This window comes from Metasolibacillus fluoroglycofenilyticus (genome assembly GCF_003049645.1).
In the GTDB taxonomy this organism is placed as follows: Bacteria; Bacillota; Bacilli; order Bacillales_A; family Planococcaceae; genus Metasolibacillus; species Metasolibacillus fluoroglycofenilyticus.
In genome coordinates this window covers 1-26,136 of the sequence record NZ_PYWK01000007.1, presented here as the reverse complement: position 1 = coordinate 26,136, position 26,136 = coordinate 1, and the positions used below count along the sequence as shown (strand labels likewise).

The window sequence follows — 26,136 nt, the reverse complement described above, 5'->3', positions numbered from 1 at the left end:
CTTTCCCCAGCTCTTACCACATGAATTTGAATCGCGGCTCCTCCTATCAATCAATTATGCTATCTGCATTTTATGATTTGGAAAGGGATTTCATGAGGAAACATTATTAATTGTAATTGAATTTTTTAAGTGAGGCTGTCCCAAAAGCCGTGCATAGCCAGCTTTTGGGACAGTAGCGATTATCTTTTACAAAAAAAATAGAGAGCGCCTCCTTTAAAAATATGATAAACACGGGCTTCAACGATGTTTACCTTCGATAAAAGAGAAGCAATGAGAAGCTTTCATTCAATGCTTTGACAAAATAAAAGGGACTTTTCAGACAGTCCCAATTTTGTTCTACGTTTTCCGATGTCTACCTACCAGAAATTAGTTAAAAATTCAAAGAGGGCTATCCCAAGAGCAAGCATTTCACTGCTTTTGGGACGCCCTTTATTTTTATGTTACATTAAAACATTATAATTATTTTCAATTGTATGACGAATATTGGCAACATGAGCCTTAATCTCTTTTTCTGCACCTTCAGCATCACGATTACGTAGCGCCTTTAAAATTCGTTCATGTTCCTTTAAAGAGCTCTCATTTCGCCCTGGCACTAAAATTGTTTTGAATTGCAAACGCTTCAATTGTTGCTTAATTATGCGCACCATCTCAACGGCTTGCTGATTATTTGACGCCTTATAAATACAGTCGTGAAAAAGTAGATTTTTCTTGGAATAGGCATCAAATTGATGTGCATGTAGATTATCCTTCATCTCCTGTAAAATACTTTCTAAAAACGCTAAATCCATATCTGAAATATTTATTGCTGCATCCGCCGCGATAAGACCTTCAAGCACCTCACGAATTTTTAAATAGTTTCTGATTTCGTCTAAAGTAAAGGATTTTATAGTAGCACCTTTATTATTTTCAAGGAGAACTAAATTTTCTTGCTCCAATTTCAATAATGCCTTTTTAACCGTATTTCGACTAACACCGATTTCTATCGCTAAATCGTTCTCTATTAATTTTTGAGAGGGCTGATATATTCCTTCTAAAATTCGTTCTTTTATTAATTCATAGGCAATTTCTGATGGTCTTTTCAAAATAACACCCCATTTCGTATTAGTCATCCCTACATCTTTTTTGCACAGTTAGCAGGGGTTTCTGCGCAAGTCAAAATTAATTCTATATCTTATTTTAATGTAGATTCCATCGTTTAGAAAAGCTTCTTTAAATAATATTTTGAAAGGACTACTTGTTGACAACACTTGGTAGCCATGTTGTTAAAAACGGAATATACGTGACAAGCATTAGGACAATAATAGAAACAATAATAAATGGAACAATCGCTACAATCAGCTTCTCCATTTTTACATTGCCCACACTTGAGGCAATAAATAAACCTGCCCCAACTGGCGGTGTAAGAAGCCCAATTGTGGCATTCAAGCACAGCATTACACCAAAATGCACTGGGTCAATTCCAAAGCTGTGAACTAACGGCATAAAAATTGGAAGCAATATAATCATCACTGCCAGCTCGTCTAAGAAAATACCCGTAATTAATAAGAAAATATTGACTAACAATAAAAAGATTAACGGGCTCGTTGTCAAATCTCCCATTATAGAAACTATCGTTTGTGGGATGCGTTCAAATGCTAAAATCCAGCCAAACATACTTGCTGTCGACATTAATAATGTCACTACCGCTGTAGCAATTGTCGCATTAATCAACAATTCAGGGAAGCCTCGAAACTTCAGCTCGCGATAAAAGAACTTACCAACAATAATGGCAACAACACAAGCCACAGCTGCGGATTCAGTAGCTGTAAAGACGCCCGACATCGTTCCGATAATAATTGAGGCTGGTACTAATAATGCTGGGATGATATTAACAAGTGAAGTAAATACTTCATTCCATGGTGCTTTTTCTGATTGTGGATAATTATTTTTAATACCTAATATCATAATAAGCACAATAAATGACAGTGCCAGTAAAATACCTGGAAAAATCCCTGCCATAAACATATCATTGACAGAAACACTAGCACCTACTGCATAAATAATAAAGAGCATCGAAGGTGGGATAATTGGACCTAATAAGGCAGCAGATGCAGTAGTCGCAGCAGCAAATTCACGCTTGTAACCCGCCTTTTCCATTTCCGGAACCATTATTTTACTCATCATCGCTGTTTGTGCAGTGGCGGAGCCGATAATTGAAGCTAAAAACATATTCGCTACTACGTTAACATACGCTAGACCACCTTTGAAGTGTCCAACGCTTTTTTTAGCGAATTCAATTAGTCGCTTCGTTATGCCAGAAGCATTCATTAACTCTCCAGCTAGCATAAATAGTGGAATTGCTAGTAAACTAAAACTTTGCACACCAGAAAAAAGCTGCTGTGACACATTTTTAAGTAAAAAGGTTTGCCCTGTTGTAAAAATATAAACTAAGCTAATAATACCAAGCACTATTGCAATAGGTACTCGCATAATAAGTAAAATAAAGAATGCTAGAAACGTCCATGTCATTCTGCCTCACCTCCCCCAGAGTCAATTGATTTATTACTCGTATAGCTGAATCCTTTAATTAGGTGATTAAATGCATGGATCAATAAGCACACAAGTCCAAAGGGTACTGCTAAATAAGGTAAAAACATCGATATTTTCAGCCCCGGCGATATTTGCGTTTTGATAGATGGATTTGTCAGCCATTGAATAGCCATATAAGCAACAATTCCAGCAAAAATAATGACAGTCGCATAGCCCACGATGATGAAAATACGTTGCCATCCTATGCTTAATCTATCGAACACCAGCTCCAAGCTTGAGGCTCTCATCGTTTTAATGCTCATGCTTCCCCCAACAAATGTTAACCAAATTAACATATATATCGCTAACTCATCAGACCAAGTAAGCGGATTATCAAAAATATAGCGAAAAGCTACACCAAGTGCTATACTGCATAACATTGTTGCCATTAAAATAACAGCCAAAATTCTTTCCATTTTATATAAAGCGTCGCTTATAACGGAAATTATTTTCATATGGCTCCCCCTTAGTACTTAGATATCCAATTAGACCAATTTAAAAATAGAAAAAGGAAAAAGCCGTCTGCAAAATCATTTTAAGACGGCTCCTTATGCCGAGGTTAGTAACTAACAATATATGCTACTACCAAGCTAGAGCTGTCCGGAAAGGTCCATTCTTTTCGGACAAACATCTAGTAAAACTACATTTTCGGTTGCATTAGAAAGACCTCAATCTTTTTAGACAACCGCCTTCTATTTATTTTCAAACAGGGCTTAATGGACAGCCAATTTGTTATTTGTTTGCATCGATGAAATCTTTAATTGTCGCGTTCGAAGAAAATTGACCGTATACAGATTCACTTAAACTTTTAAATTCATCTACATTTTCAAGCTCATTTACAGTTACACCAAGTGTTTTTAACTCCTCTAACAGCGAGTTATCTTTTGCAATTCCCTCTGTTACGCCCCACTCAATGACAGAGGCCCATGTGTCCGCAATAATTTGGCGGTCTTCATCACTTAATTTATCAACTGTTCCTTTAGAGCCAATAACAATTTCAGGAAACACAATATGTCCTGATAAAGTTAAAATATCAGCCGCTTCATAAAATTTTTGTGAAACTGCGGCATTAAAATCTGTATCCACTGCATTAATAACGCCTGTTGATAATGATGTATATACTTCTGGTAAAGGCATGGAAGTTGGTCCTGCATTAATTGTTTTATAATATGACTCAAAAACAGGGCTTCCTGGAATTCGGATTTTTAAGCCTTTAAAATCGCTAACACTTTCTAATGGCTTTTCAGATAAAATATGCCGTTGCCCCGCAAAAAACAGTCCGTAGCCAACCATGTTTTTTACTTCTAAATCTTTCATCATCTGCTTAGCAGGCTCGCTATTTGCTGCATCTGCCGCTGCCTGTAAATCATCGAAAAGAAAGGGCATAAACCAGCCGTTTAAAGATTCTGAAATACTAGACATTGTCCCATTACTTAAAATAGCAAAATCCAATGTGCCTGATTCTACTTGCTGTTGCATATCTGCTTCTTTCCCAAGCTGGTTAGCAGGATAAATGTCAACCGTCATACGGCCATCTGAATTCTCCTCTAATTTTTCTGCAAATCTTTCTGCCACACTATATTTAATATGGGCTTCTGTCGCCTCATGTCCTAACTTAAATTTATACGTTTGTCCTGCTGCCGATTCTGTATTTATATTTGATGAGGAATCTTCTTTATTATCCCCACACGCCCCTAATACAACCGTCAGTAATGATAACCCTAATATTAACAACCATTTTTTCATAATGTGCCCCCTTTGTTTTTGCAAACATTTTTTAATCCACACAATTTTTAAAGTACTGCCGTCATTTCAAATTGAATACGCAAACCTTTTTTTAAGCTTTTTTCTGTTGTATGTCTAGCAGGTCGATTGTTTTCATTTGGAAACATTTTCAACCACTCGACGTTTACGTTATCTTTATATTTACGGTCAACCATATACACACTTAGATGAGCAATGTCATCCGTAGTTCCCCCCGCAGCCTTCATAATTTCACGTAAATAGTGAAATAGATTACGAATTTCCTCATCTATATCCTCTGGCACTATGCCTGTTTCTGGGTCTGAGCCAATGATGGCTGACGAATATACCATATTTCCAACTCTCACAGCAACAGGTATTGGATTGTCATGCCTTGACCCTGAAATATGAAGAACCTCACGCTTTGCCATTTTGCTGCACCTCCGCTTCTGTTTCATAGTAAACAACTCCCTCAGCCTCCAAAACAGAGCGTAAATTGTAAAAATCTAAGCTTATTTGCCCACTTTCAATTTTGGCAATTGTATCAGATTCCTTCTGTAAACGAGCATTGGAAAGCTGAAGTGTTTTTTCAAAATCCTCTTTTTTTACAACGACGATACCGTCATCGTCTGCCATAACAATATCACCTGCTGTAATAATAGCTCCTCCACACACTGCTGGTGCATTTACCCAGCCGCCTTTAATTTTATTAGTTCCTTGAGACAATACTTCTTTTGTCCAAACTGGGAAACCTAGTTCTCGAATTTGGCGCACATCTCGAATACCACCATCCATAATGACACCTTGTACGCCCTTTTTCATAAGTGCCGTTACAATTAATTCTCCAATCATCCCTGCAATCCCATTGCCCTCCGTTGTAATTACTAAAATATCGCCCGGCTGACAAACTTCAATTGCAGCATGAATCATTAAATTATCACCTGCTGGACAAATAACCGTCACCGCTGGTCCAACAATCATCTTATTCGATTGAATAGGCTTAATATTTGGATTTACTAATCCCTGTTTTCCTTGCGCTTCATAAACAGTTGAGACATCTAGCTTCCCATATTCAGAAAGGAGCTGTTGTGATGGTCTTTCAAAATTTCTTAATACATATTTTTGCATTATAGAAGCTCCTCTCCTACGAGTGGGAAGAAGCGAGAAAATGCTTCTGCTTGTTTATAGCTGCTATTACCTGAGCAGCGGCGTGCATGATTGCCGCGCAGCACCGCTTTATAGCCGTAATAGCTAATTAAATGTCCTTGTGCTTTAAAGCATTGCATAGCGGCTTGCTTCTTCTCATATACATCCGAAATATCTAAAATAACATCAGGATTAAAGCTTGAAATTTCTGATTGATGCGGCTCAAATCCAAAGATTTTCGCTTGCTTCACCGTTTTTGTACCTTCAAGGCGCACACCATTCGATGTAGATAGCACTGATGCATCAAAAACAAACTTGGAAACAGCCTCATGGTCAGGATTAAATGCATCACGTGGCCCATGTGAAATAATAATATGTGGCTCGACAGCACGAATTTTTCGCACTAAGCGCTCCATTCTTTCTTCATTAAATTCCATATGATAATCTTGGAAGTCCCAAATTTCGATTTTATCCTCTGTTAACCCTAAGCATTTTGCTGCTGCGAGTAGCTCAGTTTTACGGGTTTCTTTTACATTTTCAAGCGTTTGTCCTTCTATATTCCATAAATCATTCGATTCGCCACGTGCTCCGTAGCTTAAAACGACCAAGTGTACATTTGCTCCGTACTGTGCATATTTTGCGATTGCGCCACCCCCTCGCCATACGAAATCTGCTGCATGTGCACTTACTACTAATACATTTGTGTTTGAATTAATCATTGTTAATTTCCTCCTAAATCCTTACTTATTTTCTTTAACAATAGGTGTACCATAAGTGTGGAATGTTTCAATCGTTTTATTGCCCCATGCCTGCCCACGCTTGCGGTCTTCTTCCGTCCATGTAATCGGCTCAAAGTCTGGGTCTAATACTAAATAGCCTCCAGAGCAAATCTCGATTCGATTTCCGCCAGGTTCATAAACATAGACAAAATAAGTTTGGTTAATTGCATGCTTGCTTGGTGCGAATTCGATAAAAACATTTTGGTCAATAAATAAATTTGCTGCACGCCATATCCCTTCATTTGTATCTACAGATAAAGCTAAATGATGAAAGCGCCCTTTTGTTCCAGTAGCGTCCCGTGAATATACGAGCTCATACGATTTGGCGTTAGAGCGATACCATACCGCACCTCTTGTACCATTATCGAGTACAATTTGCTCCGTCAACTTCATCCCTAAAACATGTTGCGCAAAGTCCCCATCGGCATCCGGATTGGAGGACAGGAAATTAATATGGTCTAAATTTTTTACTGCTGCACCTCTTCCGATAAATTTTTGATGCTGATTTTTTAATGTTGGTTTCAAATGCTCCGGTGCTTTGTATTTCTCAGTTTCAAAATACAGCTCCATTAAATGACCATCCAATCCTAAATATTGGTAAGCACGACCATGACCAAAATCACCGTCAATCCATTCACCTTGAATACCTGTTGCTTCAATCGCCTGCACTCGGCGTTCTAATGCCTGTGGACTTCTAACCCTAAAGGCAGTATGACCAACACCCGGCTCATCAGATTGAGTCAGAATGATTGAATAATTTTCGTAATCATTCCAACATCGCATGTAAGCCTTTTCATCAGTACGCTTAACAATTTCAAGTCCCATGCTTTCATAAAAGAATTCAATGCTGTCATTTAATTTTGGCGTTAAGAGCTCCACATGCCCGATATGAACAATATCGTCAAAATGCTCTATAGGATTTTCTGCCATTCTATTACCCCCTAACAATATTGTTGAACAATTTTGTAAATCAATTATAATCTTATATTTTAAATTAAGTCAATACTATTTTCTAATAATTCTAAATTTATAGTTCAAAGTGTTTTTTCTTTACATAGTGTTCTAACAGTGAATGCAATTTTTTCAAGCAAATTTCATTCAATGGAGTGCTCTAAAATAGCTTTTTTAAGCACTTGACTTTAAATAAATGGCTAACTAAAATGAGGATTGTTCAACAAAATTGTTTATGGATGTGAACGGATATGAAATTTTACTTTGTTGTCTTTCTAACTTTTCTTTTTCAAATAGCTTTAAAAGGGAATATATTATTGGCATCTCTCTACGGCTTGCACTTACATGCTAGTCCATTCATGCTCGGGGGAATTATTGCTGCGGGCTCATTATTTCCGATGTTGCTCGCCTCTTTTGCAGGACGCTTGTCAGACAGGCTTCCACTCAATCTTCTTCTAGCAATTGGGATGATTGGAAGTGGTCTTTCACTTCTTACTATTTACTTGTTTAATAATAGTTTAATAGCTCTTTTAATAATTCAGCTTGCTTTCGGCTTATTTCAAATTATTACTGTCGTCAGCAGTCAAAATCTAGTCGGTGTGTTAAGCACAGAAAAAATGCGCACAAAAAACTATGCCTCCTATACATTAAGCGTATCGTTTGCGAATTTTTTTGGTCCTTTATTAGTTGGGTTACTCATCGACTTATCAAGCTACTCCTATGTCTATTTACTACTCGGGGGAATTTCTATATTGCCAGGGGTCATTTTTTTATTTATGCGACTTCAAGCTTCCTTCAATAAAAAAGCGACCGCTGTAGAAATCAGCTTTTATGAATTACTTGTTCATCCAGATTTAAGAGTTGTTTTTGTAACAAGTGGTGTTATTTTAACGGCGGTCGGACTATTCGAGTTTTATTTCCCGATATACGGAAATACAATTGGACTTTCAGCATCAATTATTGGCACACTCCTATCAATTAATGCTGTTGCATTTATTATTAGTAGGTTGCTAATGAATAAGCTACAGCGTCACTTCAGCCCTGAGCAAATTATTGGTGGGTGCCTTATCATTGCAGGAAGTGCCTTTTTCCTACTTCCATTTATGACAGCGATTCCTCTATTAGCGGTCATCTCTTTCATCATGGGTATAGGACTAGGCTGTTGCCAGCCACTATCAATCGTCATGGCTTACAACAATGCACCAGCCGGACATACTGGCGAAGTTCTCGGAATTCGTTTAACGGTTAACAAGGCTGTCCAGTTTGCAGTTCCTATCATTTTTGGCAGCATTAATTTTCTCGGTTTCTTCCCAATCTTTTGGATGAACACACTACTTTTGTTATTCAGTGGAAAATCCTTGCTCAAAGATAATTCAAAATAAAAACCCGGCAATTCTTATGCAGAAGTGTGAATATTCCGAATCGTTCGCGTGCCTGGCACTCAGTAAATAAATTCAGCAGGATTATTTTTTTCTTAATTGGGTAATTAATAATAGTAAGTTGATTAAGAAAGCGAGGAAATCATATGAAAAGATTAGCAAAATGGTTGATTATTCCGTTAAGTATTTTCCTATTAACCGCCTGTAATAATGATAAAGTAACGGAAGTACCTGTCACCACGCCTAGCAATCCAGATAATGCGGCAAATGGCAATAATCCTGCGGCTGCTTCGCCTTTTGCCTTTACACAATTTTCGTTAGAGGTAACTTACGGTTTAACAGAAAAATACGAGGTTGATTATGAGGTTGATAAAAAGGGAACTGAGGCAGAAATTGATGACAAAATAAACGGTGAAAAGCTAAAAGGCAATGATGCTTTTGCCAAGCTAGAGCCATTATTCCAAGCGCTAACATTCGATGCAGCAACGGACAATGCCACAATTGCTTCCGAAATATTAACGGTATTTGAATTGCCTACAGACTATACAGAGTTTGAACTTGAGGTACGCTTTACTGATGGCACAGAAAAAGAGTTTAAGCTGACTCAATAAAGTGAACTTTCAATCCCCCACTTCACCAATCGGATTTTTACGGGCTGCGAGAACTTTATTATGTTTTAAAACAAGGTCTTACAGCCTGTTAATATGCAGTGTGAAGAACTCTTTTATTAGCTTAGGATACAAAATCGTCATTTTTTATATAATATAATCAATTTAGACTATTCCCAACAAAGAACATTTGTTCTAAAATGAAATTAACTTGAATCTGGGAGGTCTTTATATGACTAATAAGCCATCTTTACAGCTACCAAATGACTTTGAACAATATCGCACAATCATTGAAGAAACGATGCAGCCTGTTATTGAAATCAACACAACTGAATGTAAAACATCGCTATATGAAAGTAAATTTGAAGGCAATCCTTATTTCCCTTTAACAATGAAATATCCTACAAATAACGAAGGGCAGCCATTAAAATTACTTGCTCAAATCAACTTTGCAGACGTACCAAAGCATTTACCACATTTCCCAATCGAGGGTATTCTCCAATTTTATATTGATGGCTATGATGATATACTAGGAATGGATTTTGATAATGGACAAAATCCAGCCGGCTTCCGCGTTATTTTTCACGAGCAAATTATTCAGGACGAATCACAATTAATGCAGGATTTTTCTTTTGTTAAACTACAAGGTGAGGAATTATATTTTCCTGTCGAAAAGGAAATGGCATTATCATTCGAAGAAAGCTTCGAGCCTTTAATGATTGATGATTTTCGCAGTAATGAGGTTTATGCAGCAATCCAGCAACAAGTGAAAGAAGACGAAGAGTTAGAGGATAAATTTTACGAAACATTTAGCGGTACAGGACACAAAATGGGCGGTTACCCTTTTTTCACACAAGAAGATCCTCGTGCTTATGGTGATTACACTGACTCTACCATTTTGCTATTACAAATAGATAGTATTGGTAACGATATTATGTGGGGAGACTGTGGTGTAGGTAATTTCTTTATTACAGAAGCTGATTTACAGCGTAAAGATTTTAGCAATGTCCTTTATAATTGGGACTGCCATTAAAAACAAGCCAACATCCCCCTTCCTAACAATCAATTTCGCCTGCCGTGTATCATTTTTCGGCAGGCGTTTTGCCTTTTAGCATGATAATTTATTAATAATTCCGTAAAATACTAAATCCTCGTACTTCCCATCCTTTATAATATGGTCCTTTAATATGCCTTCTTGCCTCATCCCAATCTTCTCCATTACTTTCCCTGAAGCTGGATTTGTTGCAAAATATCTCGCAAACACTTTGTGCATCTTTTTTTCTTTAAATGCAAATTGCACGATTGCCTGTGCTGCCTCTGTTGCATAGCCTTTTCCCCAATACGGCTCACCAATCCAATATGCGAGTTCGCCTTGATTAAAATGTTTATTATGCGACAAAGCAATCGCTCCATATAACTCTCTTGTTTCCTTATCCGTTACCGCTAATTCGTAAGATCGGTCCTCTACAAAATTCTCATAATGATACTCAATCCACGTTAGCGCATCCTCTATCTTATATGGATGCGGCAAATACAAGGTGCTTTTATAAATATTATAATTATCGCACAGGGTCGCTACACGCTCCGCATCTGTTTTGTCAAATAACCTCAGAACAAGCATATCTGTTGTTATTGTCATCATTTCTCGATTGTATTCCATTAAAATTCCCCCTATTCATGACACAAACTGTATGACTATTCTAACTTTTCACGCACAAAAAAACCATCTCTTATTTAATATTAAATAAGGGATGGTTTTTGAATTGTATTAAGTTTTCAGAATTGTTTGCGTGCCAGGCACTTACATCATGCCAGGCATTCCGCCCATACCGCTCATATCAGGCATTCCACCGCCTGCACCTGCTGGCTCCGGAATATCTGCTACTACTGCTTCAGTTGTCAAGAACAGAGCCGCTACAGATGCTGCATTTTGTAGTGCTGAACGCGTTACTTTTGCTGGGTCTACTACGCCTGCTTCAACCATGTTTACCCACTCGCCTGTTGCTGCGTTGAAGCCGATGCCTACTTCTTCGCGTTTTAAACGGTCAACAATAATTGAGCCTTCTAAGCCCGCGTTTTCAGCAATTTGGCGTACTGGTTCTTCTAATGCACGTAAGATGATTTTCACGCCTGTTGCTACATCGCCTTCTACTCCGTCTAATACTTTTTCAACCGCGCTGTAAACATTTAATAATGCAGTACCTCCACCAGAAACAATACCTTCTTCAACTGCTGCACGCGTTGAGTTTAATGCGTCCTCGATACGTAGTTTACGCTCTTTTAATTCTGTTTCTGTTGCAGCACCAACTTTAATTACTGCTACACCACCAGCTAATTTTGCTAAGCGCTCTTGTAGTTTTTCTTTATCGAATTCTGAAGTTGTGTCTACAAGCTGTGCACGAATTTGACCAACGCGTCCTTCGATTGCTGCAGAGTCGCCTGCACCCTCAACGATTGTTGTGTTATCTTTTGATACAACAACTTTTGCCGCGCGACCTAAAGACGTCATATCAGCTGATTTTAAGTCTAAGCCTAAGTCTTGTGTAATTACTTGAGCGCCAGTTAAAATCGCGATATCTTCTAGCATCGCTTTACGACGATCGCCAAAGCCCGGTGCTTTAACAGCTACCACATTAAATGTACCACGTAATTTATTTAATACTAATGTTGCTAATGCTTCACCTTCAACATCTTCCGCGATAATTAACATCGGGCGACCTTGTTGTACTACTTGCTCTAATACAGGTAAAATCTCTTGAATGTTGGAGATTTTTTTATCAGTAATTAAAATAAATGGATTATCTAATACGGCTTCCATTTTGTCTGTGTCTGTTACCATATAGTGAGATGCGTAGCCGCGGTCAAATTGCATACCCTCTACAACATCAAGCTCTGTTGTGAAGCCTTTTGATTCTTCGATTGTAATAACACCATCGTTACCAACGCGTTCCATTGCATCAGCAATATATTGACCAATTTCTTCATCTGATGAGGAAATTGCTGCTACTTGTGCAATCGCTTCTTTATTTTCTACTGGACGAGAAATTGATTGAAGCTCTGTTAGCGCTGCTGCTACCGCTTTATCAATACCTTTTCGAATACCTACAGGGTTTGCACCAGCCGTTACGTTTTTCAAGCCTTCGCGAATCATCGCCTGCGCTAATACTGTTGCCGTTGTTGTACCATCACCAGCAATTTCATTTGTTTTTGATGCTACTTCTGCTACAAGCTTTGCACCCATGTTTTCATATGGATTTTCAAGTTCGATTTCTTTTGCAATTGAAACACCGTCATTTGTAATTAATGGTGAGCCAAATTTTTTCTCCAATACAACATTACGCCCTTTTGGACCTAATGTTACCTTTACTGCATTTGCTAATTTATCTACACCTTGAAGCATTAATGAACGTGCTTCTTCTGCGAATTTAATGTCTTTTGCCATTATCAAAAAACCTCCCGAAAATAATTATCCATTCGTGTTATATGCTGCTGTTTGCCAGCTCATTACTCATTCATATGCGAGGCAAGCATCCACTTGCCCGCCCCTAACTCTCTTTAAAAGCAGTTTTTAATTAACCAATAATAGCCAATACGTCACTTTCGCGTAAAATTAAGTACTCTTTACCGTCATATTTTACTTCAGTTCCTGAGAATTTTGAGAAGATAATTTCGTCTCCCTCTTTCACATCAAGTTCAACGCGTGCACCGTTATCTAATACACGGCCTGTCCCAACTGCTACTACTTTACCAGTTTGTGGTTTTTCCTTTGCCGAGTCTGGTAAAACGATACCGAATGCCGTTTTTTCCTCTACCTCAACTAGTTCGATAATGATACGATCACCTAATGGTTTTAACAAGTGAAACAACCTCCTACAAAATATTAAATCTTTGGATTTATTAGCACTCATTCATATGGAGTGCTAACACACTTACTATATTAAATAATCTATAAATTTTTTGCAAGTAAGAACTACAAAAAATTTTCAATTCTCTTGAACTTCCTCTACAATAAAGAAAGCATACCGTATTATAGTTACAGAAAGTAGGTTTTATGCACGTGACTTCTATTCGTTCAACAAAATTCAAAACACAAAAAACAGCACTCTATTTATTGCTGGTATACATTGTTGCTCAATTATCAAGCCTTGTTCTATTTATTCCTGGTACTAAAGACTTTTTCCTAAGTTTTGTATCCGCTTCAGAACATAAGAGTTTTGTTTTAGCCGCTTGGTGGAACACAATCGCTTTTCTGATTGCTTTAGTTATTATGATGTTCCTAATTCGACGTGATAAAAATTTCTTTACTATTTTTAAAGGACAACGCGCTTCAATTGGTGTCACAATTGGATGGGGAGTTATCGGTGTTTTTTTAGCATTTTTAGGCCAGATTGTCGCTTCGCTAATTGAAATTTATTTGCTAGGCATTGAAGCGGGCTCTGACAATACAGCATTAATTATGGATATTACTCGCATTGCGCCAGTTATGATTATCACTTCAGTATTATTAGCCCCTATTTTAGAGGAGCTCATATTCCGACGTGTCATTTTCGGCTCACTCATCCAAACACAAAACTTTTGGATTGCTGCATTAATTAGTGCACTTGTTTTTGCTGTTATTCATCGAGATTTACCGCATCTATTAGTATACACAGTGATGGGGCTGATTTTTTCATTTTTATACTATAAAACAAAACGCCTATTAGCACCAATCATTGCACATATGGCGATGAACGGCTTAGTTACACTAGCCCAATTAAACATAGATAAAATACAACAAATGACAGATTCTCTTCCAAAATAAAAGAAGACACTAAAAAGTCGATTTGTCACAATAACTGTGATAGGAACTGCACCCAAATTGTTAGACACAACTAACAATTGGAGGTGCAGTTCAATACAAATCGACTTTTTTAAATACGAGGAAAAGTATGATTTATAATCAATTATGCCTTGGTGTAATTGCCTGTAACTATCCCAGACAACAGCTCCTCTTTTAAATATAATGGAAAAACCTTCACTTTACGCTAAGAAACAGTCACTATAGCTAATGTTTATCACGTTTTCAAGGAAACTCTTCCCCATTTTAATTAGCTATATCCTTGATGAAGTATCATAAGAAAACGTCCGAAAAGCAGTGCTTTATCTGCTTTTCGGACGCTCTCCTCTTATCATTTATTCATCTCTTCCATTTGTCGGCGCTGTTCTGCTAACAGTGCCTCCACTTGTATTTGCTGTGTCGCCTCTTGCTCTTCGCGTTGGCGCTGCTCCTCTGCTGCTAAAAACTTCTTATAGCCTATTTTCGAAATGACGATGCTCACCTCATATAAAATAAATAATGGAATCGCAACAATTAAATTCGAAATAAAATCAGGTGGCGCTAAAATTGCTGCAAGGACAAACAGCACAAAATAAGAGTATTTACGGAATTTCACCATTAATGCTGGATTCAAAATACCGATGCGCGCTAAAAATAACGTCACAACTGGCAATTGAAAAATAACACCAAAAGGTAAAGTCAGTGTTAATAAAAAAGAGAAAAAATTATCAATCCCTAACGTTGGCTGAATTTCTAAGCTATTCGATAAGTTCATCATAAAACGCATGACATACGGAAATAGCACGAAATAAGCAAAGGCTATCCCTATCAAAAATAAGAGAAATGAATAAGGGATATATTTGAGCGTCGCCTTGCGCTCCGTTTCAAGCAAGCCGGGTGTAATAAACGACCATAGCTGATAAAGCAAGATAGGTGACGTGAAAATAAACGCCACAATAAACATCACCTTTAAAAATACCGCTAACGGGTCTGTCGGTGCAAAGGCATTTAATGTAAATTGAGCTGCCTCATCGCTCGCTTGAATAAATTTAATAATGGGCTCTGTTAAAAAAAAGCTACCTACAAGCGCCAAAACAAAGAAGAACGCCGTAACAACAAGGCGACTTCTTAATTCTTCAATATGCTCTATGACAGTCAGTTCTTTTGGATTCATATATAAGACATCCTTAACTTACTTAACATTATCGTTATCTTTATGTTCAATAACTTTCTTTTTATCGTCATCATCGTCTGCCAAGCCTTTAGTTGCTTGTCTGAACTCGCGAAGTGTAGAGCCCATCGCCTTACCAAGCTCTGGAAGCTTCTTCGGTCCAAAAATTAGGATGGCAACAACACCGATAATAACAAGGCTTACTGGTCCAATCGCATTCAAATGGATTACCATTACGCCACCTCCTCTATATGTACATTTTAACGTATTATACCCCATTTTGCTAATACATTACTTGTGAATTATTTGCGTCAATTACGTATTAAATAAATGAGTGCCTGCAATTCTACGGACAAATCAATATTCATTAATTTCATCGATTCGGGCACATTTAATCGTATCGGCGTAAAATTTAAAATGCCTTTTGCATTCATTTGTGCTAAACGGTCTGCCATTGCCTGTGCAGAGCGTGCCGATACAGTTAATATCGCTAATTCCGCATTATATTTCTCGTACATTTCCTCTAAGCGATCAGGGTGAAATACCGGAATACCACTAATTTCTGTTCCCTCCTGTGGCGCTTTTGAGTCAAAGGCTACAACAATACGTGTATTATGGTTTTTTTGAAAATTATATTTTAAAAAGGCATTTCCTAAATTTCCTACTCCGATTAATGCGACATTCGTTGCTTCATCTTGATCAAGTGTTTCTCTAAAAAACTGCAATAAATGCTGAACATCATAGCCATAGCCTTTTTTGCCAAGTGCACCAAAATAAGAAAAATCTCTGCGTATCGTTGCAGAATCTATTTTCATCGCTTCACTAAGCTCTTGCGATGATACGCGTTGTTTTCCTTCATTCGCAAAGTTTTGTAAAAATCGGTAATATAAAGGAAGCCTCTTCGTAGTTGCTTGTGGAATTTTCGTTTCTTTGCTCACACACAATCCTCCTGCAATCTAGTTCGAAGTCGTTTTCATCTTACTAGACATGGACGAATAAGTAAAGTATCCATCATTGCGCCAAGCATGCGTATCTATTACACTAAAAGCATGAACTGAGGTGTAACTATGATTGTTTTACAAGTAAATCAACTATATAAATCATTTATTACGGATGAAATATTAAGCGGCGTTAAGCTAGAAGTACAGCATCGTGACCGTGTTGCACTTGTTGGACGCAACGGTGCTGGCAAATCCACTTTATTAAAAATTATCGCAGGGCAAATGTCTTATGACTCTGGTGAAATCATTATTCCAAAGGATATTAAAATCGGCTATTTAGAGCAGCATGCTGGTCTTGATTCAGAATTATCGATGTGGGATGAAATGATGACCATTTTCACCACACTACAGCAAATGGAACAAAAGCTCCGCGCCTTGGAGCAGCAAATGGCTGAACCAACTGTTTATGAAAATCAGGAAGCCTATGCAAAACTAATAGCTGAATATGACCAATTGCAGCACGATTTTAAGGATGCTGGTGGCTATCAATATGAGGCGGATACACGCTCTGTTCTCCATGGTATGCAGTTTTATCCGGAGGACTATCAGAAGTCAATTCGCTCCTTATCAGGTGGACAGCGTACGCGTTTAGCCTTAGCTAAGCTGCTTTTATCAAAGCCTGATTTGCTCATTTTGGACGAGCCGACAAACCACTTAGATATCGAAACACTAGCATGGCTTGAAAATTACTTAAAAGGGTATGATGGTGCAATTTTAATCGTTTCACATGACCGTTACTTCCTAGACCAAGTCGTCTCTATTGTTTACGAAGTATCGCGTACACGCGTGGCGAAATACGCAGGTAATTACAGCGCATATTTAGATGAAAAAGCTAAAAACTATGAGCGTGATATGAAAATGTATGAGCGACAGCAAGATGAAAAAGCTAAAATGGAGGCGTTTATCCAAAAAAATATCGCCCGTGCATCTACAACGAAAATGGCACAAAGCCGTCGTAAAATGCTAGAGCGTACAGATTGGTTAGAAGCTCCCGATGGCGATGAAAAATCAGCTAGTTTCGGCTTCACAATTGATAAGCAAAGCGGCAATGATGTGCTGGCAGTGGATGCACTTGCTGTCGGCTATCAAAACAAGTCGATTTCTCGTAATAACCAGCTACGTTTGTTCCGCGAAGACCGCGTCGCACTTGTTGGCCCAAATGGTGTCGGTAAATCTACTTTATTAAAAACAGTTGTAGAAGATTTACAGCCACTTGCTGGTGAAATTCGCTATGGTACAAACGTCCAAATCGGCTACTATGACCAAGAGCAGGCAAAACTAAACTCCAATAAAACCGTGCTACAGGAGCTTTGGGATGAATGGCCATTAATGAACGAAAAGGATATTCGTACAGTGCTTGGGCGCTTTTTATTTAGCGGAGATGATGTAGGAAAACCTGTTAATGCTTTATCAGGTGGCGAAAAAGCGCGCTTAGCCCTTGCCAAACTAATGATGCAAAAAGCTAACTTCCTTGTGCTAGATGAGCCGACAAACCATTTAGATTTAGATAGTAAGGAAATTTTGGAAAATGCTTTAATTGATTACCCAGGCACTTTGTTATTTGTATCACATGACCGCTATTTTATTAATCGCATTGCGACAAAGGTCATCGAGCTATCAGCAGACGGCTCTTTCGAATACTTAGGTGATTATGATTACTATGTTGAGAAAAAGCAAGAATTAGCTGAGCTTGCTGCAATGAAAGAATCCTCAACAGTGGAGGTAGCAGTTGCAACAAAAATTTCGACATCTACAATTGATAAGGATGCAAAGAAACGCGAGCGGCAAATCCGCCGTCAATTAGAAGAACTTGAAAGTAAAATGGCAGCATTTGATGAACAAATTGCTGCTTTAGAAGAACAGCTATGCGATCCTACCATTTTTTCTGACCATGAAAAGGCACTTGAAGTACAAACCGAGTTAGACGCTGTAAAAGAAAATCACGAAATGCTCGAAATGGAGTGGCTTGAGCTCAGTGAGGAGCTTGAAAATTTATAAAAAAGATGTCGTCTGAAAAGTCATTTTGAGACAACATCTTTGCGAAGTGGATAGTGATAATTTATTGCTACTACCACGTTTTAACAAATATTTAATATAGAAGTAAGGGCTATCCGAGAACATGTACACTTTTCGGACAGCCCCTTTATTTTACCCTTCTTAATGGCTTTCTGTATTTTAAATCACGATAAGCGCCGTACGTGCCGTATGCCCAGCCAAAAAATAGCGCAATAGCTGCTGCAATTAGCAGATTCAAAATATTAGCATAAGACTTTCTCGCACGAAATAGCCGGTAGCTCCCTATACGAATACTCTCAAACAATTTTTCAATATCGCTTCGTCCATAAACGAGCGCTAGAGGATAACAAGTAATTGCTACAAAAATAAGTAAGGTTGAGAATGAATATAAAATATAAGTACCGAATACAGTGATACTAAGTAGCCACAAGGTAACACTTGCTAAAATCGCACCAAAAATTAACAGCATAATCATTGCACGTTTATTTTGCTTCGACAATAGATTCCCCCCTCTATTTACACATTTGCTTTCTATTTTATCATGATTCAGTAATGTTTACTGCGACGAAGTAATTGCAGGAGCTAAATTCTTTTGTACCTAAAGCGTAGCGAAATCCCTGTCCCCTATAGATAGTGAGGTAAATGTTTCACTTACTTTCAACTCAACAAATATACTAACATTTGCTAAATCAAAATAAGCCTCTTGCAGTTATTACAGATTTCAAACTAAATGTAATTACCCAAAGCATAATTGATATTATGATATTACATATATATTGGTCAATATACAAATTTCGATAAAATTTGCCCACAATTTTATTCACATTTAAAGTGTAGTCATATCAACATATCAACAGACTTTTCCACATTGTCCACAATTAAAATTAAATTTTTCCACATCACTATGAGGAAAACCACATACTATATATTGATAAATCACAACTTACCCACAAGTTATCCACAAATTGTGCATAAGTACGAATGTTCTTATTGACATTTTGCATTTTTCCACTTACAGCCTGTGGATAATTTTCAGAAAACTTAAACGTTTTATACAATGCTACATTCTAAGCAATTCGACAACAAGAAACAATATACTTTTACATTATGCTAAAATGCAGTTAAAAATGACTTGAAGGAAAGACCAATTAAAGGTAACTAAAAAATTAGTATTTCCAATCTATAAAACAATTCTTCTAAATGGCTTGTATTTCAATCCAAAAGAAAAAAGTTGTCTGAAAGCGGCACGCTAGCCTGCTTCCGGACAACTCTTTCTTGTAGCAGATTCATTAGGGAGGGTGTCGCATTGTGCAACAATGGCTAACTTGCCCATAAAGCGGAATTTATACATCATTGCGCTAACACTGAATTAATTTTACAACCAACTTTTTAATTCCATACCAGGACGGCCGTTCATCATCATGTTTCCACGCACCCCAGCTTCATACATTTTCGCACCTGCTGCTCCAATCATTGCCGCATTATCTGTACAAAGCTTTAATGGTGGCACATAGAACGGAATTCCTTCCTGCTTAAAGGCTTGTTCAAGCGCAGAACGCAAGCCTTTGTTGGCAGCAACACCACCTGCCGCAATCACTTGTCTTACATTAAATTCACGTGCTGCACGCAATGTTTTTGTCGTCAATACTTCTACTACACTATCTTGAAAGCCTTTTGCTACATGGGCTGCTATAATCTCTTCATTGCGTTGATTCATATTATGCTTATAGTTAATAACCGCAGATTTCAACCCGCTAAAGCTAAAATCGTAGCTCCCCTCCTCTAACCAAACACGTGGGAAAGATACTGCTTCCTCTGTCTCATGTGCCAAACGATCAATATGTGGCCCACCCGGATATGGTAAATTCAGCACACGTGCCACTTTATCATATGCCTCACCAGCTGCATCGTCACGTGTCTCACCAATTAGCTCGAAATGACCATGCTCCTTCATATACACAAGTTCCGTATGGCCACCCGACACAACGAGTGCAATTAATGGGAACTGCATTGGCTGTACTAACGCATTCGCATAAATATGTCCCGCAATGTGATGAACACCTACAATCGGTAGCTGATGTGCCCATGCAAATGCCTTCGCCGCATTAATGCCAATTAATAATGCCCCTACAAGCCCAGGGCCTTCCGTAATTGCGACCGCTGTTAATGCATTTGGTTGCAAATCAGCCTGCAGTAACGCTTCCTCAATAACGAGTGTCACCTGCTCGACATGGTGACGTGAAGCAATTTCAGGTACAACGCCACCGAAGCGTTTATGGCTATCAATTTGCGACGCTACAATATTTGATACAATTTCTGTCCCATTTTTAATAATTGCGGCTGCCGTTTCATCACAGCTTGTTTCAATTGCTAATATATATTGATTTTCCATTTATAATTTCACCCACATGACAAGAGCATCCTCTTGATTATCAGTATAATATCCTTTTCTCAAGCCCCCATCTTGGAAGCCTAGCTTATAGTATAAATTTTGCGCTACAATATTTGACACGCGCACTTCCAAGCTCATTGTTTCCATATTCGCTTCGCGTGCCACACGCATTGCCTCACGCATTAAACCTTCTCCAATTTTTCTTCCGCGTGCTGACTCAACTACCGCTACATTTGTAATCTGCGCTGCATCAATCACAAGCCAACTCCCACAAAAGCCTAGAATCTCACCATTTTCCTCAGCCACTGTGTAATAAGCAAATTGATTTTCTGTCATTTCGTAGTAAAAGGAATCTAACGTCCATGGTGTCGGAAATGCAGCAACCTCAATCGCATACACAGCTTCAACATCTGCTATTGTCATTTTGCGATATTGCACCATTGTCTATTTGCTCTCCTTTTGCTCTTTCAGCCAATTTGCCTCCGCCTCTGCAATACGACGATATTTCGGTACAAAGGAATGCGTCGCTGAAATATCTGGTAATTCCTTTTCCATCGCTAATGCAACGAGCTCTGATGCACGTGGCAAGTGCAAAGTAAATGGAGCAAAAATGGCTTGCTTTCCTAGAGCTTGTTCAATTTGCTCCTTATAAAAAGCCACATCCTCACCGATAAATAGCACGCTTTCCTTATATTTTTTTACTTGCTCGAATAAGCTTTCGATAGAATAATGACCATCCTCCAATAGCACCTCGGATGTTTGACCACGATAAAGTGCTGCATAGACATGCCGGCGTCTTGCATCAAACAAAGGACATACAATACCATTAAATAGCCGCCCATTAGCAGCTAGCACTTGTAAGCTTGATACACCAACCAATGGCTTTTGCATTGTCCATGCCAATGTTTTTGCTAGCGTCACGCCAATACGTACGCCTGTATACGCTCCTGGTCCTTCAGATACTGCGATTGCATCAATTGCTGTAGGCTGAATGGATACTTTAGCACAGAGCTCCTCAATTGCAGGCATCGCACCTGCCGAATGTGTTATTTTAAGATGCTGAACTATTTCTGCTAGTATTTTACCATCTTGTACTAATGCAATTGATAACGGTGCATTTGCTGTTTCAATTCCTAACCAAATCATTTTATTAACTCCTCACAAAGCTCGACATAACGAGCACCCACCGGCTCCAAAATAAATAATCTTTCGTGCTCCCCGATTCGCTTAATTGTAATTGCTAAGCGCTCTTTCGGCAAATCTTCTTTGATTAAATGCGCCCACTCTACAACTGTGACAGCATCGCCATAAAAAATTTCCTCCCAGCCTAAATCTTCATCGCTATCCGCTAAACGATAAACATCTAAGTGGTTTAAAGGCAATCGACCCTCGTATTGCTTCATAATTGTAAACGTCGGGCTATTCACTGTCCTCTTTATACCTAACCCTTTTGCTAATGCCTGTGTAAAAGTTGTTTTACCAGCTCCTAGGTCGCCCTCTAAGGTGATTGTATATTGTGGCTCTAATCGTTGTGATAATGCATGTGCGAATTGCTCTGTTTCATGTAATGATTGTATATGCTTTTCAAATTTCATATTATTATCCTTCCCGAAAATACATTATCCTTAGTTTACTCGAATACGAAAAAATGTTCAAAATTTCTACATGCTAAAGGGCTGTCTGAAAAGGATGTACCTTTCAGACAGCCCAGCTTCTAAAATCAATTACGCCTCTGTGTAATTGATTTCAGTTTTTTTGAAGCTGTTTGGTTTGGTGGCAGTTGACCTAAAAGCATCACGTCCTGTGACATCCACTGAAAGTAAGATAACTCTATACCTGTCGCCTTACCGTCGTTACAAAAATAATTTGGTTCCTAGCGAAATTGTCACTATCCTCGTCACAAAACGACTTTTCGGACGGCCTCCTTCATCGTGTTGAATGCCCTCGTAATTCAAGTACCTTTTTCTCAACAAGTCGGTCATTTTGAAAATGTATTTCGTAAGCTTGTGTTAATCTATCTTCATCTTGCCAAATGTATATACCTTCTTTTTGAAGTGTACCTATACCTTTTGCTGTATTTACAACATCGAGATAGCTCATGCCTTCCTCTAGCTGATTAAATTCCTGCTCACTCATATATTTTTGCCATATATATGCGTTAGAATCTTCTATATCAATTAGCTTTCCTTGTTCATAGGCCGCACAACTGCTTAAAACGAGCGCAATAGCCAACACGCCACTAAATTTCTTTAGCATACGCCTCACCCCCGACACTCTATAACAATACATACCCATTATGAACAATTCAAAAACAAATATTTCGACAAAATTCGAGCGGTTCATAAAATAAAAAAAGCCTTTATAAGCCTATGCTGCTTATAAAAACTATATAAATGGCGGTCCCGACCGGGATCGAACCGGCGATCTCCTGCGTGACAGGCAGGCATGTTAACCGCTACACCACGGGACCAATTTATTAATCTATTTTATCGACATTTAATATATTAACATTATTTATTATCTTTTTCAATCGTTTGTTTTAAAAATACACCTCTTATTTTAGAAGAGGCGTATTTTTGGCCAACCCATTAAAAATTGCTGTGCCCGAGCTCTGCCAATTGCAATTAACTCTTCTTTCATGTCATCATCCATAGTAAACTGTGTGGCACTATATTCCTCCACTGGAATAAAAATAATATTTCGTTCATGCCTTCTCGATATATAACGCTGATCATGTGCATCTTTCATTGTGGCGAAAAGCGACTCAAATAATTGTAGCCCATTATTAATTTTTCTAGACTGTTGATGCTCTGCACTTGAACTAAGTTTAATCCCTAGTAAAGGCCGTATTCTTTTCCCATTGCGATTATCAAATATCCAAAAAGGAAAATTACTTAACACACCACCATCTACTATAACCGATTCATTATTCCTTACTTTTAAAATTACAGGTTCAAAAAAGAATGGAATGCTACAGCTCATTCGCAAAGCACGTGCCACTGAAAAACTGTTAGCATCAATTCCATAGCTAATTAAATCATCTGGCAACACAATCATTTTCCCATTCGACAAATCTGAAGCAACCACTTTCAATGACCCTGGAGGCAAATCTGAAAATGTATAAATATTGCGATTTGCTAGTTTTTTATAAAACCATTTTTCTAACGCAATTCCACGATATATGCCAAGATGTCGATATACATTAAGCCACTTTAAAAATGGAAAATTGAATAATGTTCTGCGACTATCTAAAAGCGACGTTAAATTTAATTCATCTAATAGCTGCTCTATTTCCTTGGCACTATAGCCCGCTGCAATAAATGCCGCCATAATTGCCCCCGCACTAGTCCCCGCTACCCGTTTAAAGCGATAGTTTTGCTCTTCTAAAACTTGATATGCCCCAACTAAAGCAAAGCCCTTCAAGCCTCCACCAGAAAAAACGCCATCAATTAGCATTATTCTCCTCCTACCTTATTGTAGGTCCATTCATCTAAAAATATTACTATATGTAAAAAAACCAGAGATGTTTTGCTAAAAGAACACTCTTATCCTAATAAAATTTAAAAGCTGGTGAGAAATGGGGCTGTTCGAAAAGGGTTTAGCTTTACGAACAGCCCCATTAGAGATTTGCTCCTTCGATAGTCACAATGAATTATCACTGTCCTCATCGCAAAAGACGTGTCTTATAAATAGCTTTTCAGACACGTCTTTTTCTATCATCTTTATTTTATTATTGTTCAACTTCCTCTTCAGTCACATCTTCTACTTTCGGAGGCATAACTGTAACAAGTGTATAATCATCTTCTGAGAGTATTTTAAAGTTGACTTGCTCTCGAATATCTACCACTGCAATCGAACTACCAATAGTTAAATGTGAGATATCGATTTCGATAGATTCTGGAATATCAGCAGGCTTCACAAATATTCTAACCGTTAAGTTGGGTTGCATTAAAATGCCTCCCTCTTTCACGCCAGAAGATTCGCCTATTAATGTGATTGGTACATCTACTTCCAATTCATAATCCATATTAATTGCTTGGAAATCAACGTGAGTAATAGTATTCTTTAATGCGCAACGCTGTACTTCACTTATAACAGCATTCATACTTTGTTCATCTACCGCTAACTTAAAAATATTATTTAAGCCACTTCCAACAATCATTTTCGAAACCTTTTTTGCATCTACAAAAATCGGTGTCGTTTCTGTTTGATAGCCATAGACAACTGCTGGCACCCCGCCATTTTTTCGAATCTCACGCAAAATAGCCTGAGATCCTACCTTACGTTTTGTAGCTTGTAAAACAATACTCATACTTCCTCAATTCCTTCCAATATATTTTTCGGCTAATTGTTTTAAACAATCAATCGACTTGAGCATGTGATTTTTCAATCACATACTAAACCCTTACCTCAAATAAAAAAGAAACAACCCCAGTAATCTTTACTGGAAAAAGAAGTGAAAGTTTATTTATGCAAGCATTAAAGAAACTACACTTTCCATTATAGGCGATTTTTAGTATAAAGCAAACTTACCGCTTTCCCTATAACTTTCCAGTCAATCTATCTGACTAAAAACATAAGGTAATTGAATATTTTATGTACCCAAAAACAGGGTTTAAGTAAAATGATTGTCCTTAAAGATGCTTCTTCAAGTCTTTTACATTTATAAATGTATTTTAAGATTCTATCAGTAAGTTTCGTGGTTCTATCAGTAACTTTAGCAGCTCTAACAGTAAGTCGCTAAAATAGCGTCTGAAAAGCCACGCAGTTACGGCATTTTGAACGCTAGTGATGGTTGTTTGCCTAGCAAAAGTCTGCTAAAGCAACAGTTCTTCTAAGTAAAATGCTAAAAATTTCCTTGCAATACGTCACCCAAAATAAAAGGTGTGCCTTTCAGATAACTTTTCTTAATAAAAAGTGACAGCCAATAGTTTAAATTTATTTATAATAGGCTCCCAGCGGTTCGTTATTCCATGTTTTTCGAAGTTTATTCCACGTTTTTATGAGTTTATTCCACGTTTTTCAACTTTTATTCCATGTTGTCTGAGATTTATTCCATGTTCGCTCTTTTTCTTCTTGGTAACTTCCTTTTTCCATACAAAAAAACCACTGATTCCTCAGTGGTTTTTTGTGGCGAAGCAATGTCCTACTCTCACAGGGGCACCCCCAACTACCATCGGCACTTCAACGCAGCACAGCTGAGCCGCGGATTCCTTCGTTGCCCACGTCGCTTGCGGTGCTCATGTGCGATGCACATTCCGCTCCGCGCTCCTTGGCGCCTCGGACTCCTTGCTCTTCTGCACTGCTTCAGCTTGTATTCGATTAAAAGTGTTTGCAATTGTTTGCCTCCGATTACGCGCCGAGCTGACCTTCGGTCTTTGGTAGTTGGGGGCTTCTTTTCCATACAAAAAAACCACTGATTCCTCAGTGGTTTTGATTGCGAAGCAATGTCCTACTCTCACAGGGGGAAGCCCCCAACTACCATCGGCGCTAAAGAGCTTAACTTCCGTGTTCGGTATGGGAACGGGTGTGACCTCTTTGCCATCATTACTTCACTTGCACATGG

General features: G+C 38.2%; 27 protein-coding genes, 1 tRNA gene and 1 rRNA gene. 5 read left to right on the top strand and 24 right to left on the bottom strand.

Translation table 11 applies throughout. The features are described 5' to 3' along the window. Nucleotides 1–440 precede the first annotated feature (440 nt). From C9J36_RS15980 to C9J36_RS15945, 8 genes are all read right to left on the bottom strand, one after another. Nucleotides 441–1,082, bottom strand: coding sequence for a GntR family transcriptional regulator (locus C9J36_RS15980; protein WP_066165757.1), 642 nt, complete (start codon nucleotides 1,080–1,082; stop codon nucleotides 441–443). Between the two features lie 148 nt (nucleotides 1,083–1,230). Then, entirely contained in the window at nucleotides 1,231–2,508 is a 1,278-nt protein-coding gene (locus C9J36_RS15975; protein WP_066165754.1) for a TRAP transporter large permease, read from the bottom strand. Continuing rightward, the gene (locus tag C9J36_RS15970) at nucleotides 2,505–3,023 is read right to left on the bottom strand and encodes a TRAP transporter small permease (protein WP_107943731.1); all 519 of its coding nucleotides are present in this window, start codon (nucleotides 3,021–3,023) and stop codon (nucleotides 2,505–2,507) included. The genes C9J36_RS15975 and C9J36_RS15970 overlap by 4 nt, the downstream gene beginning before the upstream one ends. 277 nt (nucleotides 3,024–3,300) lie before the next feature. Further along, nucleotides 3,301–4,314 (bottom strand): TRAP transporter substrate-binding protein, encoded by a 1,014-nt coding sequence (locus C9J36_RS15965; RefSeq protein WP_066165748.1) that lies wholly within the window; start codon nucleotides 4,312–4,314, stop codon nucleotides 3,301–3,303. A gap of 47 nt (nucleotides 4,315–4,361) precedes the next feature. Continuing rightward, nucleotides 4,362–4,742 (bottom strand): RidA family protein, encoded by a 381-nt coding sequence (locus C9J36_RS15960; protein ID WP_066165745.1) that lies wholly within the window; start codon nucleotides 4,740–4,742, stop codon nucleotides 4,362–4,364. Next, on the bottom strand, nucleotides 4,729–5,439 hold the full coding sequence (locus tag C9J36_RS15955) for a 4-carboxy-4-hydroxy-2-oxoadipate aldolase/oxaloacetate decarboxylase (RefSeq protein ID WP_107943730.1): 711 nt from the start codon (nucleotides 5,437–5,439) through the stop codon (nucleotides 4,729–4,731). Before C9J36_RS15955 ends, C9J36_RS15960 begins: the two co-directional genes overlap by 14 nt. After that, nucleotides 5,439–6,176, bottom strand: a complete 738-nt coding sequence (locus C9J36_RS15950) for a PIG-L deacetylase family protein (protein WP_201261975.1) — start codon at nucleotides 6,174–6,176, stop codon at nucleotides 5,439–5,441. Before C9J36_RS15950 ends, C9J36_RS15955 begins: the two co-directional genes overlap by 1 nt. Before the next feature lie 21 nt (nucleotides 6,177–6,197). Then, nucleotides 6,198–7,166 (bottom strand): VOC family protein, encoded by a 969-nt coding sequence (locus tag C9J36_RS15945; RefSeq protein WP_066165739.1) that lies wholly within the window; start codon nucleotides 7,164–7,166, stop codon nucleotides 6,198–6,200. 272 nt (nucleotides 7,167–7,438) lie between these two features. Here C9J36_RS15945 and C9J36_RS15940 point away from each other — a divergent pair, with 272 nt between their 5' ends. The 3 genes from C9J36_RS15940 (at nucleotide 7,439) to C9J36_RS15930 (ending at nucleotide 10,207) form a co-directional block, all read left to right on the top strand. Further along, a complete protein-coding gene (locus C9J36_RS15940) occupies nucleotides 7,439–8,569 on the top strand; it encodes an MFS transporter (protein WP_066165736.1) in 1,131 nt (376 codons plus the stop codon). Between the two features lie 143 nt (nucleotides 8,570–8,712). Continuing rightward, nucleotides 8,713–9,177, top strand: coding sequence for a YusW family protein (locus C9J36_RS15935; protein ID WP_107943729.1), 465 nt, complete (start codon nucleotides 8,713–8,715; stop codon nucleotides 9,175–9,177). Between the two features lie 229 nt (nucleotides 9,178–9,406). Beyond that, complete coding sequence (locus tag C9J36_RS15930; protein WP_107943728.1) at nucleotides 9,407–10,207, top strand: YwqG family protein; 801 nt, start codon at nucleotides 9,407–9,409, stop codon at nucleotides 10,205–10,207. A 75-nt stretch (nucleotides 10,208–10,282) separates the two neighbouring features. On the opposite strand, the gene C9J36_RS15925 is transcribed toward C9J36_RS15930, so the two are convergent. From C9J36_RS15925 to groES, 3 genes are all read right to left on the bottom strand, one after another. After that, the gene (locus C9J36_RS15925) at nucleotides 10,283–10,834 is read right to left on the bottom strand and encodes a GNAT family N-acetyltransferase (RefSeq protein WP_107943727.1); all 552 of its coding nucleotides are present in this window, start codon (nucleotides 10,832–10,834) and stop codon (nucleotides 10,283–10,285) included. A gap of 141 nt (nucleotides 10,835–10,975) precedes the next feature. Further along, on the bottom strand, nucleotides 10,976–12,616 hold the full coding sequence (gene groL / locus C9J36_RS15920; protein ID WP_066165724.1) for a chaperonin GroEL: 1,641 nt from the start codon (nucleotides 12,614–12,616) through the stop codon (nucleotides 10,976–10,978). A gap of 130 nt (nucleotides 12,617–12,746) precedes the next feature. After that, nucleotides 12,747–13,031: a co-chaperone GroES gene (groES, locus tag C9J36_RS15915; protein WP_066165722.1), complete on the bottom strand. Its 285-nt coding sequence runs from the start codon at nucleotides 13,029–13,031 to the stop codon at nucleotides 12,747–12,749. Nucleotides 13,032–13,225: 194 nt separating this feature from the next. Here groES and C9J36_RS15910 point away from each other — a divergent pair, with 194 nt between their 5' ends. Further along, entirely contained in the window at nucleotides 13,226–13,975 is a 750-nt protein-coding gene (locus tag C9J36_RS15910; RefSeq protein ID WP_235616097.1) for a CPBP family intramembrane glutamic endopeptidase, read from the top strand. A 367-nt stretch (nucleotides 13,976–14,342) separates the two neighbouring features. Here C9J36_RS15910 and tatC read toward each other — a convergent pair whose 3' ends face one another. The 3 genes from tatC to C9J36_RS15895 all read right to left on the bottom strand — a co-directional run bounded on the left by tatC (nucleotide 14,343) and on the right by C9J36_RS15895 (nucleotide 16,099). Further along, nucleotides 14,343–15,164, bottom strand: a complete 822-nt coding sequence (gene tatC, locus C9J36_RS15905) for a twin-arginine translocase subunit TatC (RefSeq protein ID WP_066165719.1) — start codon at nucleotides 15,162–15,164, stop codon at nucleotides 14,343–14,345. Nucleotides 15,165–15,182: 18 nt separating this feature from the next. Next, nucleotides 15,183–15,395 carry a twin-arginine translocase TatA/TatE family subunit gene (locus C9J36_RS15900; RefSeq protein ID WP_042479204.1) on the bottom strand — a complete coding sequence of 71 codons (213 nt, stop codon included), beginning with the start codon at nucleotides 15,393–15,395 and terminating at the stop codon, nucleotides 15,183–15,185. Between the two features lie 77 nt (nucleotides 15,396–15,472). Continuing rightward, nucleotides 15,473–16,099: a redox-sensing transcriptional repressor Rex gene (locus tag C9J36_RS15895; protein WP_066165716.1), complete on the bottom strand. Its 627-nt coding sequence runs from the start codon at nucleotides 16,097–16,099 to the stop codon at nucleotides 15,473–15,475. A 129-nt stretch (nucleotides 16,100–16,228) separates the two neighbouring features. On the opposite strand from C9J36_RS15895, the gene abc-f reads away from it, so the two are divergent. Further along, nucleotides 16,229–18,160: a ribosomal protection-like ABC-F family protein gene (abc-f, locus tag C9J36_RS15890; protein WP_107943726.1), complete on the top strand. Its 1,932-nt coding sequence runs from the start codon at nucleotides 16,229–16,231 to the stop codon at nucleotides 18,158–18,160. A 145-nt stretch (nucleotides 18,161–18,305) separates the two neighbouring features. Here abc-f and C9J36_RS15885 read toward each other — a convergent pair whose 3' ends face one another. The 10 genes from C9J36_RS15885 to rrf all read right to left on the bottom strand — a co-directional run bounded on the left by C9J36_RS15885 (nucleotide 18,306) and on the right by rrf (nucleotide 26,125). Next, nucleotides 18,306–18,677 (bottom strand): hypothetical protein, encoded by a 372-nt coding sequence (locus tag C9J36_RS15885; RefSeq protein WP_107943725.1) that lies wholly within the window; start codon nucleotides 18,675–18,677, stop codon nucleotides 18,306–18,308. A gap of 876 nt (nucleotides 18,678–19,553) precedes the next feature. After that, entirely contained in the window at nucleotides 19,554–20,570 is a 1,017-nt protein-coding gene (gene tsaD / locus C9J36_RS15880) for a tRNA (adenosine(37)-N6)-threonylcarbamoyltransferase complex transferase subunit TsaD (protein ID WP_107943724.1), read from the bottom strand. Next, complete coding sequence (gene rimI, locus C9J36_RS15875) at nucleotides 20,571–21,011, bottom strand: ribosomal protein S18-alanine N-acetyltransferase (protein WP_066165702.1); 441 nt, start codon at nucleotides 21,009–21,011, stop codon at nucleotides 20,571–20,573. Nucleotides 21,012–21,014: 3 nt separating this feature from the next. Further along, nucleotides 21,015–21,716 carry a tRNA (adenosine(37)-N6)-threonylcarbamoyltransferase complex dimerization subunit type 1 TsaB gene (tsaB, locus tag C9J36_RS15870; RefSeq protein WP_066165699.1) on the bottom strand — a complete coding sequence of 234 codons (702 nt, stop codon included), beginning with the start codon at nucleotides 21,714–21,716 and terminating at the stop codon, nucleotides 21,015–21,017. Then, nucleotides 21,713–22,165 (bottom strand): tRNA (adenosine(37)-N6)-threonylcarbamoyltransferase complex ATPase subunit type 1 TsaE, encoded by a 453-nt coding sequence (tsaE, locus tag C9J36_RS15865; RefSeq protein ID WP_107943723.1) that lies wholly within the window; start codon nucleotides 22,163–22,165, stop codon nucleotides 21,713–21,715. Before tsaE ends, tsaB begins: the two co-directional genes overlap by 4 nt. A 331-nt stretch (nucleotides 22,166–22,496) precedes the next feature. Next, the gene (locus tag C9J36_RS15860) at nucleotides 22,497–22,826 is read right to left on the bottom strand and encodes a hypothetical protein (protein WP_066165693.1); all 330 of its coding nucleotides are present in this window, start codon (nucleotides 22,824–22,826) and stop codon (nucleotides 22,497–22,499) included. 138 nt (nucleotides 22,827–22,964) lie between these two features. Further along, nucleotides 22,965–23,040, bottom strand: a tRNA-Asp gene (locus C9J36_RS15855). Between the two features lie 89 nt (nucleotides 23,041–23,129). Beyond that, nucleotides 23,130–24,026 (bottom strand): patatin-like phospholipase family protein, encoded by an 897-nt coding sequence (locus C9J36_RS15850; RefSeq protein WP_066165690.1) that lies wholly within the window; start codon nucleotides 24,024–24,026, stop codon nucleotides 23,130–23,132. A 274-nt stretch (nucleotides 24,027–24,300) separates the two neighbouring features. Next, nucleotides 24,301–24,882: a 50S ribosomal protein L25/general stress protein Ctc gene (locus C9J36_RS15845; RefSeq protein ID WP_066165686.1), complete on the bottom strand. Its 582-nt coding sequence runs from the start codon at nucleotides 24,880–24,882 to the stop codon at nucleotides 24,301–24,303. A gap of 1,127 nt (nucleotides 24,883–26,009) precedes the next feature. Beyond that, nucleotides 26,010–26,125, bottom strand: a 5S ribosomal RNA gene (rrf, locus tag C9J36_RS15840). Nucleotides 26,126–26,136 lie beyond the last annotated feature (11 nt).